Here is a 14,325-nt window from a genome sequence, read left to right as displayed (position 1 = left end):
TTCAAACCTCGTCAGGAAATGAGAAATGCGCGACCACGCGGCGGCGCCACGGGGTGCTGAACGGGCTCTCCACCACTCCGTGCCCGGTATAGGCGTGGATAAAGCGGCCCCCGTCACGAACATCGGACAGCAGGCCCAGGTGCTTGGCCACCGCACTGCTCCGCATGCGGAACAGCAGGACATCCCCTGGGCGGGGGGCCGCATTGGCGGGCGTCAGATGGCGAAGCGCCGCCTGCCAAAGCTGTTCGCGGCGCTGCGTCTCCGACCAGTCGGGCGTGTAGGCCGGCACCGCTTCGGGTTCCTGCCCCAGCACCTCGCGCCACACCCCGCGCAACAGCCCCAGGCAATCCGCACCGGCCCCGCGTACGGACGCCTGGTGCACATAGGGCGTCCCAAGCCATCCCCGGGCAGCCTCGATGATCTCCTCCGCCCGGCTCATCGGCGCGACGCCCCGCTGATGTCCCCGCTCTGCGAGGGTTGCACCATCAGCCAGTCCTCTCCGGGGATGTCCGGGAAACCCTGGAAGTTCAGGATATTTCCGAATTTCACCCGGCAGGTCTCCATCCGCTTGTCGCACCCCGCATCGAGCCGGCAAAACGGCGTGGCGCCCGGATCGACGGGCAGTGGCGTCCAGAGTTCGATGATCCGCTCCCCGCCCACGACGGCATCACGCTTGATCGGACTGAACAGCCCCGCTGCAGCGCCATCCAGCACTTCGAGACGTCCATGGGTAAACCATCCCTCGGCAAAGCCGCTCAGCGCCCCGAACCTGAAGACCGCCAGGTCCACGACCCCGATCGCGGTGACCTCGGTACGATATCCGCCCTGGGCAAGATCGAAACCGCACCCCTTGCCCCCCAGCACCGCAGCACAGGGCTTTTGATAGATCCGTCCGCAGGGCTGGTTCAGCAATTCCGACAGTCCGCGCAGTTCGGCACGGAAGGCCCCGTCGCTGCGGGTCAGCTCGCCGATTGATCCGCGAAACACCAGCTGCCGGGCCTCCGTATCGGCCCAGTTCACCATCCATGCCGTGACCGTTGCCCCATCGTAGCGGCCGGCAAGGATGTCCTCCTCGGTTATCGCGGCATCGCTCAGCGCGCCCATGGCCTCGCTGTTGTCGACTGAAAGCCCGGTTCCCTGCTGCAGCGCCGTGGCGCTGACACCGGTGTCGGCCCTGAACGTGACCCCCTCGAAGGCAAGATCACAGTCGTGATCGGTAAATCCCATCACCACGCCATCCCTGCGCAGGATCGACCAGGCATGGCAGGTTGTCGTGGCCCCGGTTTCGAGGTGGGTTTCAAGATCCGCGTTGAATGCCATCAGCCCCGCACCTCCACCACCGGAACGCTCGGCACCTCTCCGGCGCGGAACGTAGAAATCGAGGTCTGGATGCTGTCGGTATCGAAACGCACCGGCACGTCGAACTCAAACCCGGCAGAGATCACGACCCCGCCCCCAGGCGCACTGGCAAACGTGATCTCCCCCGTCGACCAGTCGACCGAATAGTCCGTCGTTTCGAAAACCTCCGCACCGTCCAGCGCCACGCGCAGGCTGCCCTGCACCGGCTTGGCGATGGGGCGCACATAGGCCTGCCCGCCCGAGGCATAGGTCTTGATCAGGGAAAACGCGCTTGTCGTTCCGTCCCCGCTGCCGATCACCTGGTCACCGGGGGCCACGTCCAGGCTTGGCTTGCAGGACTTGTAGTCCGCCCAGTCCTTCCAGCGGAAGCCATGCAGCTGTCCCTGGCGGGCTTCGAAGAAGGCGATCAGCGTGTCGATATCGTCAAGCGAGCGCATCGCCATCCCCGCATCATACCTGCGGCGCGAATGCTTCCAGGGGGTATTGCGTTCCTCGAACCCGTTGGAAAGGGTCACGACCTCGGTACGTCTCTCCGGCCCCCCGGAGGAGCCGAAGGACAGGTTCGCGGGAAAGCGTATCTCGTGAAACGTCATGGGGTCCTCCTCAGCGATTGCGCTGACCGCGGCCAAGGGCCCGGCTCATCTGTGCGGCGATCTGGCTCTGGGAACGGCGGAAGCCTTCCACGTCGGGGGTGGAGATGTTGACCACCACGTTCATCGGTCGCCCGCCTTCCATGCGCACGCCAAGGCTGCCGTCGGGACCACGCGAGAGCGGCATGATCGCCTCCGGCCCGGCCTCTCCCATCAGCCCGGTGCCACCGCGCATCCCGAACAAGGTGGGTGAACTGACGACACCGCCCTTGGCAAAGGGCATGACCCCCTGCATCAACCCGCCGACGCCCTGTGCCAGCAGACCTCCGAAGTGATCCGTCACCGGTTTCACCGCCGCGGAATAGGCCGCGTTGGACGCGCTCGTCGCCACGGTGCGCAGCGCATCCGACAGTTTCATCCCGTCGAATAGGACACCATCCAGCGCGCGCCGCAGCCCCCGGCTCAACCCGCGCTCCAGCGTCTGCACATCCTTGCCCGTCTCGGCCAGGGCGCTGCGCATCCGGCGCAGTTCGCTGTCGAAACTGGCCGCCATGTCCGCCGCCCCGGACAGGGTCGCATCCAGGCCGTCCACCTGGGCCTGCAACCCTTCGAAACCATTGAACTCATCCATTTCCGCCTCCATCTCTGATCGGCGCGCCATCCGGGAAGGCCGCCAGCAATTCGTCCAGACGGGCCCGGCCCAGCACCTTGGCCGCGGCCGCCTCGTCCCCCAGCATCAGCCGCAGCTCCGCCGGGGTCAGGGCCCAGAATTCCGCAGGCCGCAGGCCAAGCCCCCTCAGGCCCACCTGCATCAACGCAGGCCAGTCCAGGCCCGACCTCAGGCCCGCCCCGCTCATCCAGCGCCACCCGGCACGGCAAAGGCCCGCGCCAGCAGCTCCGCCGCCTTGCGCGCGGCCCCAAGCGGGCCGCCTTCTATCTCCACCTGAAGCAGGTCTTCCGCCCGGCCCTGCCAGCCACCGCCGCGCAGCCCGGCCACGATCAGCGCCAGCACATCCCGGGTCGAATACCCCCCGGCCTCGAACCGCTCGACCAGCGCGATCAGGGATCCGCTCTCCAGCATGGTTTCCAGCTCCGCCAGGGCACCCAGGGTCAGTTTCATCACGTGGCGTTCCCCATCCAGGATCAGCGCCACCTCGCCTGCATGGGGGTTCGCCATCACAGCGCCGTAAAGCTCAGCGCCCCGGCGGAGGCCATCGACAGCTCGAAGGTGGCTTCCCCGTCATGGGTGCCGGAATACTCGATCCCGGTGACCTGGAACGGCCCCTCGACCACGCCGAAATCCGGAATGATCACCTGGAAATCCGGGGTCACGCCGTCAAAGAAGATCTGCCGCGCGCGTTCGTCGCTGGTCCCGTCCTTGAAAACGCCCGACCCGCTGATCGCGGCAGACCGGACACCGGCACCGGCCAGCAGTTCCCGCCAGCCCCCGGTGCTTTCCAGGCTCGTCACGTCCACGCTTTCAGCGTTGAAGCTCAGCCGCGTGGCGCGCAGGCCCGCCAGCGTCTCGAACAGACCGGCATCGGTCATGTCCACCTTGATCAGAAGGTCCTTGCCATTCTGGGCCACCATGTTCGTCACTCCATCGAATAAGGGTCAGGTGTCTTGCACCCGGGCGCGATAGCTCAGGTCGATGCGGCGCAACTGCCCCGCCTCGTCCCTGCGCGCCCGGGCTTTGAGGAAGTTGAGGCTGACCAGGTGCCCCCGGCTCAGCGTCGGCAGCGGCAGCGCCAGGGCATCGCTCACCGCGGCGGCGACCTCCTTGGCGGCGTGAAACCCCACGTCGGAGGTCACGACCGAGATCACCAGGTCATGCATAGCCCCGGCGCCGCACTGGCTGGACCAGTCCCGCACCATCTCGGGCCCGATGCTGACGTAGGTTGCGGGCGGGGTGCCCGTGGGCGGCGCATCGAAGATGTCGCTGCCGACCAGACCGACCAGTGTCGCATCTCCCGTCAACTGCTCGTAAAGCGCCTTCTGCAGGGCGGCGGAAACGGCGTAGCTCATGCCATCACCTCCTCGCGGGCCCGGCACAGCAGGAACCGCCCCGTCGCGTCCGCCTCCTGGACGGAGACGATCAGGTAGATCCGGTCCCCCTCGCGGAAACGCTGGCCCTGTACCGGCCGGTTGGAGGCGCCATGGGGCGCCCCCCGCACGGTGATCTTCATCAGCTGATCATGGCTCGCCTGGCCGGCACGGTCGGTCACCGTGCCCCGGCTCGGCAGGACCTCCGCCCACAGGGTGCCCAGCGCATCCCAGGCGGAAACGAAGCCGCCGGCGCCATCGGCCACGCGCAGCCGGCGTTCCAGCGTCAGTTCTCTGGTCAGCCGCGGGATCATGTGCGGCCCCCCAGCCCGATCCGCATCGGGCGATAGCGTTCCAGAAGGGTCGTCACGCCGAAGGGCGTGCATCCCTTACCCAGCGCCAGGTCGTCGCGGTACTCGTAGTAATGCGCCGCCAGCAGTAGCACGGCCTGGGCCAGGTCCGCGGGGACCTGGGTCCACTCCTGCGCGGATCCCGCCACCAGCTGCACCTCGATCTTGCCGTCGGTGGGCGGCTCGGGCAGCGTGCCGCTCAGGGCCCGCAGTTTCGGGGCGAAGACATCCTCGACAAAGGTGTAATCGCCGATGCTCTGCTCGTCGCGCGTTCCGTCGGCGGCCACCTTGGCCACGCTCGAAATCGCCCGTACCGGCGCCAGGGGGAAGCTCTGCGCCTCGCTGTTGGTCCACTTGTCGACAGACCAGAGGAATTCGCGTTCGAAGATCGCCTGCCCGGTGCGCCCCTCCACCGCGGCCAGGGCCGCGCGGATATAGCTTTCCAGCACATCGTCCTGCACGCTGTCTTCGGCGAACCCGCTGCCCAGCCGCAGATGCTGCGTCAGCTGGGCGATCGGCAGGACCCCGGTCGCGACCTGGTTCACTTCGATCAGTATCATCATCCTACTCCGGTAATGGGGCCCGGCTTTCCCGGCCCTGGGCTAGAGGGGGCGCAGCCCTCGACGCGTGCCTCCCAACGTTGCTCGGACGGAGGGAGCTGCTGGACAACGCCTCTCGGAGACACGCGTCCGGCAGGGCCGTCGTTGCGGCCCCGCCGATCCGGCGCGTCTTACGACGTGCCGAACTTCAGCAGCTTGATGGCCGAGAAGTCGCTGACGTCGCCGCCCACGCGCTTGGTGGCATAGAACAGGACATGCGGCTTGGCGCTGAACGGATCGCGCAGCACGCGCAGGTCCGGGCGCTCCGCCACGGTGTAGCCCGCATGGAAGTCGCCGAAGGCGATGGAGTAGCTGCCCGCGGCAATGTCGGGCATGTCCTCCGCGATCAGCACCGGGTAGCCCAGCAGGCGCGCCGGCTCACCGGCGGCCAGGCCATCGGACCACAGGAAGCGGCCGTCGCCGTCCTTCAGCTTGCGCACGGCGCCGGCGGTCTTCGAATTCATCACGAAGGTACCGTTGGCGCGGTAGCGTGCGCCCAGCGCATAGACCAGGTCGATGATCGCATCCGCCGGCTCGGACGGGTCGAACCCGCCGGAGGTGCCGGTGACGATGTAGCCCAGGTTGCCCCAGCTCCAGGACGCCTCGGCGACCTTGGTGTGGCTCAGGATGCCCATCGGCTTGTCATCGCCATCGCCGCTGACGAAGGCCTCCGCCTCGGCGCGGGAAAACTTGTCGGCGATGCGCTCTGCCAGCCAGCCCTCGACGTCGAAGGCACTGTCATCCAGCAGCCGCTGCGATGCCTTGGGCAGCGCCGACAGCTCGAACAGCTCGATCGAGATCCGGTCGACGGAAGAGGTCGTGGTCTCGCTCACCGTCGTCTCGTCGTTCCAGCCGGCGCCGACCTCGGTGGTATCCACCAGCACGTCGTAGGATGTGGCGTTCACGTTCACCACGTTGGCCACCTGGCGGATCGAGGCGCCGGACTTCAGCACCGACTGGATCGAGGCAGAGGTCTGGGGATCCAGCAGGTACCCGCCATCCCCGGTGATGGACAGCGCCTTGCCTTCCAGTTCCAGGCCACGCAGGCCATCGTCATCGCCGGAGCGCAGGTAGGCGGCCACGGCCTTCTGATGCGGGGCCTCGGTCTCCGCCGCGGCGGAAAGGTGGGGCCGCGCGGCGGTCAGGGATTTGCGGTCAAGCATGGTCAGTCGGCTTTCCTGTTGTTGCAGTCGGTCACGGATGTCGTCCTGGAAGTCCTTGAACTCCCGCATGAAACCCGACACCGCGGATTTCATCTCGGCCACCGGGGAGAGGCTCTCCCCCGCCCGGGATGTGGTCTCGGCTTTGCCCATCGTCTTCTCCTCGGATGGATCGTGAGAGAGAGCGCCCTAGCGGTCGCCCAATTCGGCCCGTGCGGCCTCGAAGGCCGCCGCCAATTCACGCAGCGCCGCGTCGGCCGGGCTTTCGCCCTTGGCCGCGACCCGCGCACTGGGCAGCATCGGGAAGGTCACCAGCGACACTTCCCAAAGCTCCAGTTCCGTCAGGAGCCTGCGGCCCCCGTCATCCTTCGATGCCCGCCGGGTGCGATAGCCGATCGACAGCCCGTCGATCGCCCCGGCCCGTACCAGCGCACCGGCCTCGCGGCCCTTCTCGACCGTCTCCAGCAGGCGCCCCTTGACCCACAGGCCCGTCGCATCCTCGTGCAGCTCCTCCCAGACGCCGATCGGCTGCGCCGGGTCGTGCTGCCACAGCATCTTCACCCGCCGCCCCTCGGCCGCCATCCGGCTCAGGCAGGCGGCGTAGGCGCCCTTCTGCACCACGTCGCCCCCCTGGTCGCAGGCCCCGAAACGAGAGGCATAGCCCTCGATCACCATGCCGTCCTCCTGGACGGTCAGCTCCGCGTCGAAACGGTGGAACTTCTGCTCCAGCCCGCTCAGGCTCTGAATTTCCATTGTTCTCTCCTCAGGGAAGCTTCTCGATGATCGACTGGAAGGCCTGGGCCAGGATCACGCCCACGATGCCGTAGACCGTCAGCCACAGCCGCTTCTCAAGCCGCTCCACGATCTGTTCCAACCGGCTGATCCGGTCTCCGATCGTCTCCAGCTGGTGCGCCGTCAGCCGCTCATGCGCCTCCAGCCGCAGGGAGGGGCCGCATTCGAAGGCCTCGTAGCCGGTGGCCCGCTTGATCTCCCGCTGTTCACTCATCCGGCTCATCCAGCGGCGGCAGGCCCAGCATGCGGCGCTTCTCGGCGGTGGTCAGGAACTCCGCCTCCGCCACGCGCTTCCACTGCGCATCCCGCTCCGCCGACAGCGCCGGGATCATGTCCATGTCCGGCATCAGCGTCAGGCGCTCCCCGGTGAACCGTTCCAGCCATTCGCCGACCGAGGCAGCGACCCGGGTCGCCAGCGGCAGCACCGTCAACCGGTAGAGCGCGCGATGCGCCTCCTGGTAGTTGGCATAGGTCGCCTCCCCCGGGATCCCCAGCAGCATCGGCGGCACGCCGAAGGCCAGGGCGATCTCCCGCGCGGCGGCCTCCTTGGTCTTGTGGAACTCCATGTCCGAGGGGCTGAAGCCCATGGGCTTCCAGTCCAGCCCCCCTTCCAGAAGCATCGGACGCCCCGCGTTCGCCGCCCCCTGGTGGTAGCTCTCCATCTCGCTGACCAGGCGATCGTACTGGTCGCTGGTCATCGTCCCCTCGCCATCCGGCCCGCGATAGACGATCGCGCCGGACGGCCGCGCCGCATTGTCCAGCAGCGCCTTGGACCAGCGCGACGCGCTGTTGTGCACGTCCAGCGCCTGGGCGGCGGGCTGCATGGGCGACAACCCGTAGTGGTCATCCTGCGGGTGAAAGCTCTTGAGGTGGCAGATCGGCGCGCGCGCGCCCGTCACGTCGAAGCGATGGCTGCGCCCGCCCACCACGTAGTCGAAGGCCACAGGCCAGCCATCGGCGCCCGGCACCAGGTTCATCCGGTCCGACCGCAGCACGTGCAGCTCCACCGGGGCGCCCTCTTCCGCCGCCACCGCTTCCAGGTAGCCGTTGCCCGTCAGCAGCAGCTGACCATAAAGGCTTTCCAGCAGTTCCGCGCGCCCCTGGGCCGGGTTCGGCGCCCGCAGCAGCGACAGCACCGGGTGCTCGCTGTAGCGGCGCTCCTCGTCCTGCAGCACCAGCGGCAGGGCGGCGGCGGCCTCCGCCAGCATCTTCACCGCGCGGAAACCCACCGGGTTGCCCGCAAACCCCGTGCGGGTCAGCGACGCGGTGTCCCGCGGGCTCCAGGCGACGCGGCCCGCGCTCTGGGCGATCACCCGGCCCGTGGCCGAAGCCTTCCGCTCCGGCGCGGCGGCTGCCTGCGTCTCGCGGCGGAAATAGTCGATCACACCCATGCGTCTCTCCTTCGCTGGCCCTTGCGGCATCTGGCCCGCCACGCTCCGGCGGTCCGTTGCGAAGAAATCTCCAACTATTGTCTTAAAAAGCTTTCAGACCACCGCGCGGTGCCTCCCAACCGTTTGAAAAGCTGGGAAAAACTGGCGCCAAAACGAAAAAGGCGCCGGCCCCACCCGGGACCGGCGACATCTTCGGGCCCTGCGGCCCGCCTGTTTCAGCTCTTCAGATCGCGCGCAGCTTCGGCATGCGCCTGGGCTGCGCGGACAGCATCAGGTCGTGCAGCGCCCAGACCAGCGCATCCAGCCGGTCCGGGCTGCCCAGCCCCTCCCAACCCAGCTGCGTCATCTGCGCCAACTGCTCTTCCAGCGCGCCCAGGCCCTTCACGTGCCGGACGCGTCCCTGTTCGTAAAGCGCGGCCACAGGCTCCGCCCGGGCGGCCTTGCCGCGCACCGCGCGCACCTTCTTCAACGGCGCCAGCGGATCGACCTGCCGCAGCACCGCCTCCACCAGGTCGCCGCCCTGGTTCACCTCCGCCACGATCCGGTCCGCGCCGTGCCGCTCCATCGCGGCAATCGCGGCCTCTGCCCATTGCACCGGGCTCGCCGCCTTCACGCTGGCATCCTCCAGCACATAGGCCCGCCACTGGTTGACCGGCCCCTGGGTCACCACGCCGGCGACCACGATGCCGCATTCGTCCGACCCCTCGTGCCCCGTCACCGGCGGATCCACCGCCACGACCACGCGATCCAGCTCCGGCACGACCTCGACCTGGGCGGCAGAGAGCATGGCGGACGTCCACAGGGCGCCCTCCGCTTCGCCCAGCAAAAGCCCGTCCAGCTCCTGCCGCCCAAGCCGCGTGCCCGCGTATCGCGCGCGCACCTCCTCAAGAAATCCTTCCGCCAGGTTGGCCCTGTTGGCCTCCGTCGGCGCATGGGTGACGACCGTCGAAGGGCTCTCCAGCAGCTGCTTCAACACGCCCACGTTGCGCGGCGTCGTCGTCACGCAGACCCGCGGATCCTCGCCCAGCCGCAGCGCGAACTGCAGCATGTCCCAGGTGTCCCCCGCCTTCTTCCACTTCGCCAACTCGTCCAGCCAGGCGCCGTCGAACTGCGGGCCCCGCAGCGCCTCCGGTTCACTTGCGGAAAACGCCATCGCCTCCGCGCCGTTGGGCCAGACCAGCCGCCGCCGGCTCGCCTGCCACTCCGGCCGCCGATCGGGCGGCGAACAGGCCAGGATCCCGCTCTCGCCAAAGATCATCACGTCGCGCACCTGGTCGTAGGTCTCCCCCACCAGGGCCAGCCTGCGGCACCGCCCCGGATCGCCCGGCCGGTCGCCCTCGACTTGCGCACGCACCCATTCCGACCCGGCCCGGCTCTTGCCCGCGCCGCGCCCGCCCAGGATCACCCAGGTCCGCCAGGCGCCCTCGGGCGGCAGCTGGTGCGGCAGCGCCCAGAACTCGAACAAAAAAGGGAGAGCGCGAAGCTCTCCCTCATCAAGGTCATCCAGAAACCGCTGCTGAACATCCGCATCTGCGGAGGCGATCCAGGCGGCACCCGATCGAAGCCCTTGCGGCCCCGAGGTCGATTTCCTCTCCCCCGGTCCTCCCTGCTCCATTCCGCTGTCGTCCTTCATCGAGCCTTGCCTCCATTTCCAACGCAAACCGGATCCAGTACCGGATTTCCGTGCACATCTTCGCGGCGTCCTTCACCGCTTCGACCTCTCCGGCGCGCACCCTGTCCTGCACGCCCCTCAGATCGGCCGTGATGTCGCGCACTTGCCGTTCGACCGTCTCGACTGCCTCGCGGAGCCGAGCCTCTTCATCTGCGATATTGACCATCGTCTGTATTTGCCTCGCGCATTATCGTTGTCCCCCCGACACGAGCGCATGAACCGACACCCCGGGGAAACCGCCCCGGCCGCCTGCCCAATTGTTCCAGCATGGCACAATTTCTACGGGAGACCGCGCGTTCGGTCAACGAACCGGACCGTCGCGTACGGGTAACCAACCGTTAACACCTGCCCGGAACGCACCCCCCGAAAACGCAACAACCCGCTGGAAAACCAACGGGTTGCGCAATTCTTCTCAGGTCGCTCCGGCTCTACTCGCTGGTCCGGCCCGCCTCGATCTCCCGCCACTTGGCGACGTTGCGGTTGTGCTCGTCCAGGGTGGAGGAGAAGGCATGCCCCCCGCTGCCATCGGCGACGAAGTAGACGTAATCCGTCACCTCCGGATCCACCGCCGCCTCGATGGAGGCACGGCCCGGGTTGGCGATCGGCGTCGGCGGCAGCCCGTCGATGACATAGGTGTTGTAGGGCGTTTCCTTGCGCAGCTCGCTCTGGCGGATGCCGCGATCCAGCACGCCCTCGCCCTTGGTGATGCCATAGATCACCGTCGGGTCGGTCTGCAGGCGCATGCCCTTCTTCAGCCGGTTCTCGAAGACGGAGGCCACGGTGCGCCGCTCTTCGGGCACGCCGGTCTCCTTCTCGATGATCGAGGCCATGATCAGCACTTCCTCCGGAGAGGTCAGCGGCAGGTCATCGGCCCGGTTGGCCCAGGCCTCGGCCAGGATCGCGCTCTGGCGGCCCTGCATCTCTTCCACGATATCCGCCCGGGCCTCGCCCTTGGAAAACTCGTAGCTGTCGGGCGCCAGGGTGCCTTCCGCCGGGATCTCCGTCACCTCTCCGCTCAGCGCGTCGATGGAGTTGAGGACCTGCACCACCTGCCAGGAGGTCACGCCCTCTGCCATCAGCACGCGATAGCTGGTGTCGGCCTTGGCGCTCATCTCGGTGAAGGCGGCCGGAACCTCGGCCCCGTCGCCCGGCACGAAGCGCGCCAGTTCGACGAAACGGGCCGTCGTCGGATCGGTTTCGCGCACCAGCACGTCGGACTGACGCACGCCGATGCGATAGACGATCTCGGTCCCGCAGGTCGAGGCACCGCCACGGGTGACGATATCGACGATCTGCTCCATGGAGGCATTGGCAGGCACCAGGAAGGCACCGGCCTTCAGCTCGTCGGACTTGTCGGCGTAGTCGGACCCGATCCGCAGGATCGCGGCATGGCTGACGGCACCCTTGTCTTCAAGCTCCTGGCTGACCCGGCGCATGTTGGACCCGCTTTCCACCCGCAGGCACATGGCCTCCGTCAGCGGACCCGGCTCCACGTATTGCCGCTGCCCCCAGATCAGGGCGCCGGCCAGCAGGACGGCCCCCACGATCAGCAGGGTAAAGCCGTTGGAGGCCACGGATTTCCACATATCAGCGGACCTTGCCGAAGATCAGCGACGCATTGGTGCCACCAAAGCCGAAGCTGTTGGACAGGGCCACGTCGATCTTGCGTTCGCGCTTGGCATTGGGGGCCAGGTCGATCTTGGTCTCGACCGCGACGTTCTCCAGGTTGATCGTCGGCGGGGCCACCTGGTCGCGGATCGCCAGGATCGAGAAGATCGCCTCGATCGCCCCGGCCGCGCCCAGAAGGTGCCCGGTGGCCGACTTCGTCGAGGACATGGTGACGTTCGAGGCATGCTCGCCCATCAGCCGCTCCACCGCGCCCAGCTCGATCGTGTCGGCCATGGTCGAGGTGCCGTGCGCGTTGACGTAATCGATGTCCGCCGGGGTCAGGCCCGCGCGGTTCAGCGCCATTTCCATGCAGCGCCGTGCGCCGTCGCCGTCCTCGGACGGGGCGGTGATGTGGTAGGCGTCGCCCGACAGGCCGTAGCCCAGGTATTCGCCGTAGATCTTGGCGCCACGTGCGACGGCGTGCTCGTATTCTTCCAGCACGACGATGCCCGCGCCCTCGCCCATGACGAAACCGTCACGGTCGGCGTCATAGGGACGGCTGGCCTTTTCGGGCTCGTCGCCCCGCTTGGTGGACAGCGCCTTGCAGGCGTTGAAGCCCGCGATGCCGATCTTGCAGATCGCCGCTTCGGCGCCGCCGGCCACCATCACGTCCGCATCGCCCCACTGGATCAGCCGGGCCGCGTCGCCGATGGCATGCGCGCCGGTCGAACAGGCGGTGACGACCGAATGGTTCGGGCCCTTGAAACCATACTTGATGCTGACCTGGCCGGAAATCAGGTTGATCAGCGCACCGGGGACGAAGAAGGGGGACACGCGGCGCGGACCCTTCTGTTCCATCATCACGGCGGTGTTCGCGATGGAGTTCAGACCGCCGATGCCGGAGCCGATCAGCACGCCGGTGCGGCAGCGCGCCTCCTCGTCCTCGGGCATCCAGCCGCTGTCCTGAACCGCCTGCTGGGCCGCCGCGACGCCGAACAGGATGAAGGTATCGACCTTGCGCTGTTCCTTCGGCTCCATCCAGTCATCGGCATTGAAGGTCCCGTCGGTGCCATCACCGCGCGGAACTTCGCAGGCGTAAGTGGTGGTCAGGCCTTCCGGATCGAACTGGGTGATGGGGCCTGCGCCCGACTTTCCTTCCAGGATCCGGCTCCAGCTTTCCTCGACTCCGGAAGCCAGCGGGGTCACCAGACCCAGACCGGTAACAACGACACGACGCATGTATTTCCGCCCCTTTGATTTGCTCTCCGCCCGCTCTTACCCGAGGCCGCGCCCCGGGGGCAAGACTTCCCCTGCCCCAGGCGCCTGTCTGGCAAGGAGTTTCCGGCCCATGGGGGCCCATCTGCGGTCCTTCGCCGGCCCGGCTCAGCCGCCGGCGGCGGCATAGGCCTCCAGCAGGGCGGCCAGCGCCGGGGCGTCTTGCGCCACCCGTTCTGCGATCCCTGCGGCGATCTGCCGGTCCACCGGGGCCGGCGCGCCCTCTGCGCGGATCGCCTCCACCGGCTCCTCGTCGGCCCACATCCGCAGCGCATGGGGCAGGTCCCGCGCCCCGTGCCAGCCCGCGTAACCGCCTGCCAGCAATGCCGCCAGGTGCGGCCGGTCGCCCGGCACCGCATCAAGGCACTGATCGGCCAGCCGGTCCCCATTGGCCGTCAGCCAGTCCGCCTGGGCGGCCAGAACCGGCATGTCCTGCGCCCGCAGGCGGCGGTCCTCCGCGATCCAGGGCTGCGCATGGGCCGCCGGATCCAGCGACAGCCCGGCAAAGGGCGCATCCGGCCCGGCCTGCCGCCGCGCACAGAACAGCGCCTGCGCCCAGAATTCCAGCACCCGCTCCCGCTCCGCCGCGCCGCGCGGCGCGATCCGGTCCAGCCAGGGCAGTGCCGCGTAGCTCACCGGGTACAGATCCTCCTGGTGGTGCAGCTCCTCCCAGAACAGGTGCTGCGCCGCCCGGCCGTCCCACCGCGCCGCCAGGTGCCCCAGCTGCTGCGCCACGTCGCGCAGCCCGTAGGGGCCGTACAGCCTGTCCCACAGCGGATGCGACAGCGGCAGCGGAACCAGCGCGCCGTCCGCGCCGGCAGATGGCGTTTCGGGGGGCGTTTGCGGGGGCACGTCGGGGGGCGTTTCGGGCATCATCTCACGCGTCACTCGGGGCGTCACTTCGGGCGTCACCTCCGGCATCACGTCCGGCGGCCGCCCGGGCAGGTCACGAAACCTTCACAAAGAAAAAGGGCCCCCGCCATCCGGCAGGAGCCCTTCGCAATTCAAGGCCGGTTCCCCGGCATCTCCGGGCCTCAGGCCGCTTCGGAGATGAACTTGACCGCGTCGCCGAAGGTCTGGATGTTCTCGGCGGCGTCATCGGGGATCTCGATGCCGAACTCTTCTTCGAAGGCCATGACCAGCTCGACGGTGTCCAGGCTGTCTGCGCCCAGGTCGTCGATGAACGAAGCGTTCTCGGTCACTTTTTCTTCTTCCACGCCGAGATGCTCGACAACGATTTTCTTCACGCGCTCTGCGACATCGCTCATAGGATTTCCCCTCACGTCACTCTGGGCCAGGGGCCCGTTTCTTGCCTCGCCCACTGCGGGGCAGTTTCGACGCCCTTGCGGGCTCTTCAACCCCGCAAATGCGAGGCGCGGGCGCCGGCCACCAGGACCCTCACCCGCAAATCTGCGCCGCCTATAGCACATGCTTCCGGTAACGCAAACGCTTTCGCGGCACTATCCCGAAGTGGGCCTTCACACTC

19 protein-coding genes are annotated in these 14,325 nt (G+C 67.9%); all 19 read right to left on the bottom strand.

The genetic code is table 11. The features are described 5' to 3' along the window. Position 1 precedes the first annotated feature (1 nt). Positions 2-439, bottom strand: a complete 438-nt coding sequence (locus tag AC2IR1_RS10085; protein WP_486476148.1) for an NlpC/P60 family protein — start codon at positions 437-439, stop codon at positions 2-4. Continuing rightward, on the bottom strand, positions 436-1,320 hold the full coding sequence (locus AC2IR1_RS10080; RefSeq protein ID WP_486476147.1) for a DUF2163 domain-containing protein: 885 nt from the start codon (positions 1,318-1,320) through the stop codon (positions 436-438). The genes AC2IR1_RS10085 and AC2IR1_RS10080 overlap by 4 nt, the downstream gene beginning before the upstream one ends. Further along, on the bottom strand, positions 1,320-1,952 hold the full coding sequence (locus tag AC2IR1_RS10075; RefSeq protein ID WP_486476146.1) for a phage distal tail protein, Rcc01695 family: 633 nt from the start codon (positions 1,950-1,952) through the stop codon (positions 1,320-1,322). Before AC2IR1_RS10075 ends, AC2IR1_RS10080 begins: the two co-directional genes overlap by 1 nt. 10 nt (positions 1,953-1,962) lie before the next feature. Beyond that, positions 1,963-2,580, bottom strand: a complete 618-nt coding sequence (locus AC2IR1_RS10070) for a phage tail tape measure protein (RefSeq protein ID WP_486476145.1) — start codon at positions 2,578-2,580, stop codon at positions 1,963-1,965. Next, complete coding sequence (locus AC2IR1_RS10065) at positions 2,573-2,806, bottom strand: rcc01693 family protein (protein WP_486476144.1); 234 nt, start codon at positions 2,804-2,806, stop codon at positions 2,573-2,575. The genes AC2IR1_RS10070 and AC2IR1_RS10065 overlap by 8 nt, the downstream gene beginning before the upstream one ends. Continuing rightward, positions 2,803-3,126, bottom strand: coding sequence for a gene transfer agent family protein (locus tag AC2IR1_RS10060; protein ID WP_486476143.1), 324 nt, complete (start codon positions 3,124-3,126; stop codon positions 2,803-2,805). The genes AC2IR1_RS10065 and AC2IR1_RS10060 overlap by 4 nt, the downstream gene beginning before the upstream one ends. Then, complete coding sequence (locus AC2IR1_RS10055; RefSeq protein WP_486476142.1) at positions 3,126-3,539, bottom strand: phage major tail protein, TP901-1 family; 414 nt, start codon at positions 3,537-3,539, stop codon at positions 3,126-3,128. Before AC2IR1_RS10055 ends, AC2IR1_RS10060 begins: the two co-directional genes overlap by 1 nt. Positions 3,540-3,563: 24 nt before the next feature. Further along, positions 3,564-3,974, bottom strand: a complete 411-nt coding sequence (locus tag AC2IR1_RS10050; protein ID WP_486476141.1) for a DUF3168 domain-containing protein — start codon at positions 3,972-3,974, stop codon at positions 3,564-3,566. Then, positions 3,971-4,306 (bottom strand): phage head closure protein, encoded by a 336-nt coding sequence (locus tag AC2IR1_RS10045; protein WP_486476140.1) that lies wholly within the window; start codon positions 4,304-4,306, stop codon positions 3,971-3,973. The genes AC2IR1_RS10050 and AC2IR1_RS10045 overlap by 4 nt, the downstream gene beginning before the upstream one ends. Beyond that, a complete protein-coding gene (locus tag AC2IR1_RS10040; protein ID WP_486476139.1) occupies positions 4,303-4,902 on the bottom strand; it encodes a head-tail connector protein in 600 nt (199 codons plus the stop codon). Before AC2IR1_RS10040 ends, AC2IR1_RS10045 begins: the two co-directional genes overlap by 4 nt. 170 nt (positions 4,903-5,072) lie before the next feature. Beyond that, the gene (locus tag AC2IR1_RS10035; protein ID WP_486476138.1) at positions 5,073-6,254 is read right to left on the bottom strand and encodes a phage major capsid protein; all 1,182 of its coding nucleotides are present in this window, start codon (positions 6,252-6,254) and stop codon (positions 5,073-5,075) included. A 36-nt stretch (positions 6,255-6,290) separates the two neighbouring features. Next, positions 6,291-6,854, bottom strand: coding sequence for an HK97 family phage prohead protease (locus AC2IR1_RS10030; RefSeq protein WP_486476137.1), 564 nt, complete (start codon positions 6,852-6,854; stop codon positions 6,291-6,293). A 10-nt stretch (positions 6,855-6,864) separates the two neighbouring features. Beyond that, a complete protein-coding gene (locus AC2IR1_RS10025; RefSeq protein WP_486476136.1) occupies positions 6,865-7,107 on the bottom strand; it encodes a GTA head formation protein, RCAP_rcc01685 family in 243 nt (80 codons plus the stop codon). After that, positions 7,100-8,284: a phage portal protein gene (locus tag AC2IR1_RS10020; RefSeq protein ID WP_486476135.1), complete on the bottom strand. Its 1,185-nt coding sequence runs from the start codon at positions 8,282-8,284 to the stop codon at positions 7,100-7,102. The genes AC2IR1_RS10025 and AC2IR1_RS10020 overlap by 8 nt, the downstream gene beginning before the upstream one ends. A gap of 223 nt (positions 8,285-8,507) precedes the next feature. Beyond that, the gene (locus tag AC2IR1_RS10015; protein WP_486476397.1) at positions 8,508-9,899 is read right to left on the bottom strand and encodes a DNA-packaging protein; all 1,392 of its coding nucleotides are present in this window, start codon (positions 9,897-9,899) and stop codon (positions 8,508-8,510) included. Positions 9,900-10,384: 485 nt separating this feature from the next. Beyond that, a complete protein-coding gene (mltG, locus tag AC2IR1_RS10010; protein ID WP_486476134.1) occupies positions 10,385-11,542 on the bottom strand; it encodes an endolytic transglycosylase MltG in 1,158 nt (385 codons plus the stop codon). A gap of 1 nt (position 11,543) precedes the next feature. Then, positions 11,544-12,803 carry a beta-ketoacyl-ACP synthase II gene (gene fabF / locus AC2IR1_RS10005; protein WP_486476133.1) on the bottom strand — a complete coding sequence of 420 codons (1,260 nt, stop codon included), beginning with the start codon at positions 12,801-12,803 and terminating at the stop codon, positions 11,544-11,546. Between the two features lie 144 nt (positions 12,804-12,947). Next, positions 12,948-13,727 (bottom strand): hypothetical protein, encoded by a 780-nt coding sequence (locus AC2IR1_RS10000; protein WP_486476132.1) that lies wholly within the window; start codon positions 13,725-13,727, stop codon positions 12,948-12,950. 146 nt (positions 13,728-13,873) lie between these two features. Continuing rightward, positions 13,874-14,107: an acyl carrier protein gene (locus AC2IR1_RS09995; RefSeq protein WP_119840776.1), complete on the bottom strand. Its 234-nt coding sequence runs from the start codon at positions 14,105-14,107 to the stop codon at positions 13,874-13,876. Positions 14,108-14,325: the final 218 nt, after the last annotated feature.

This window comes from Pseudooceanicola sp. NS-SX8, from assembly GCF_057380755.1.
Note: the sequence above shows the minus strand (reverse complement) of the source record. Positions and strands in the feature narration are given on the sequence as shown.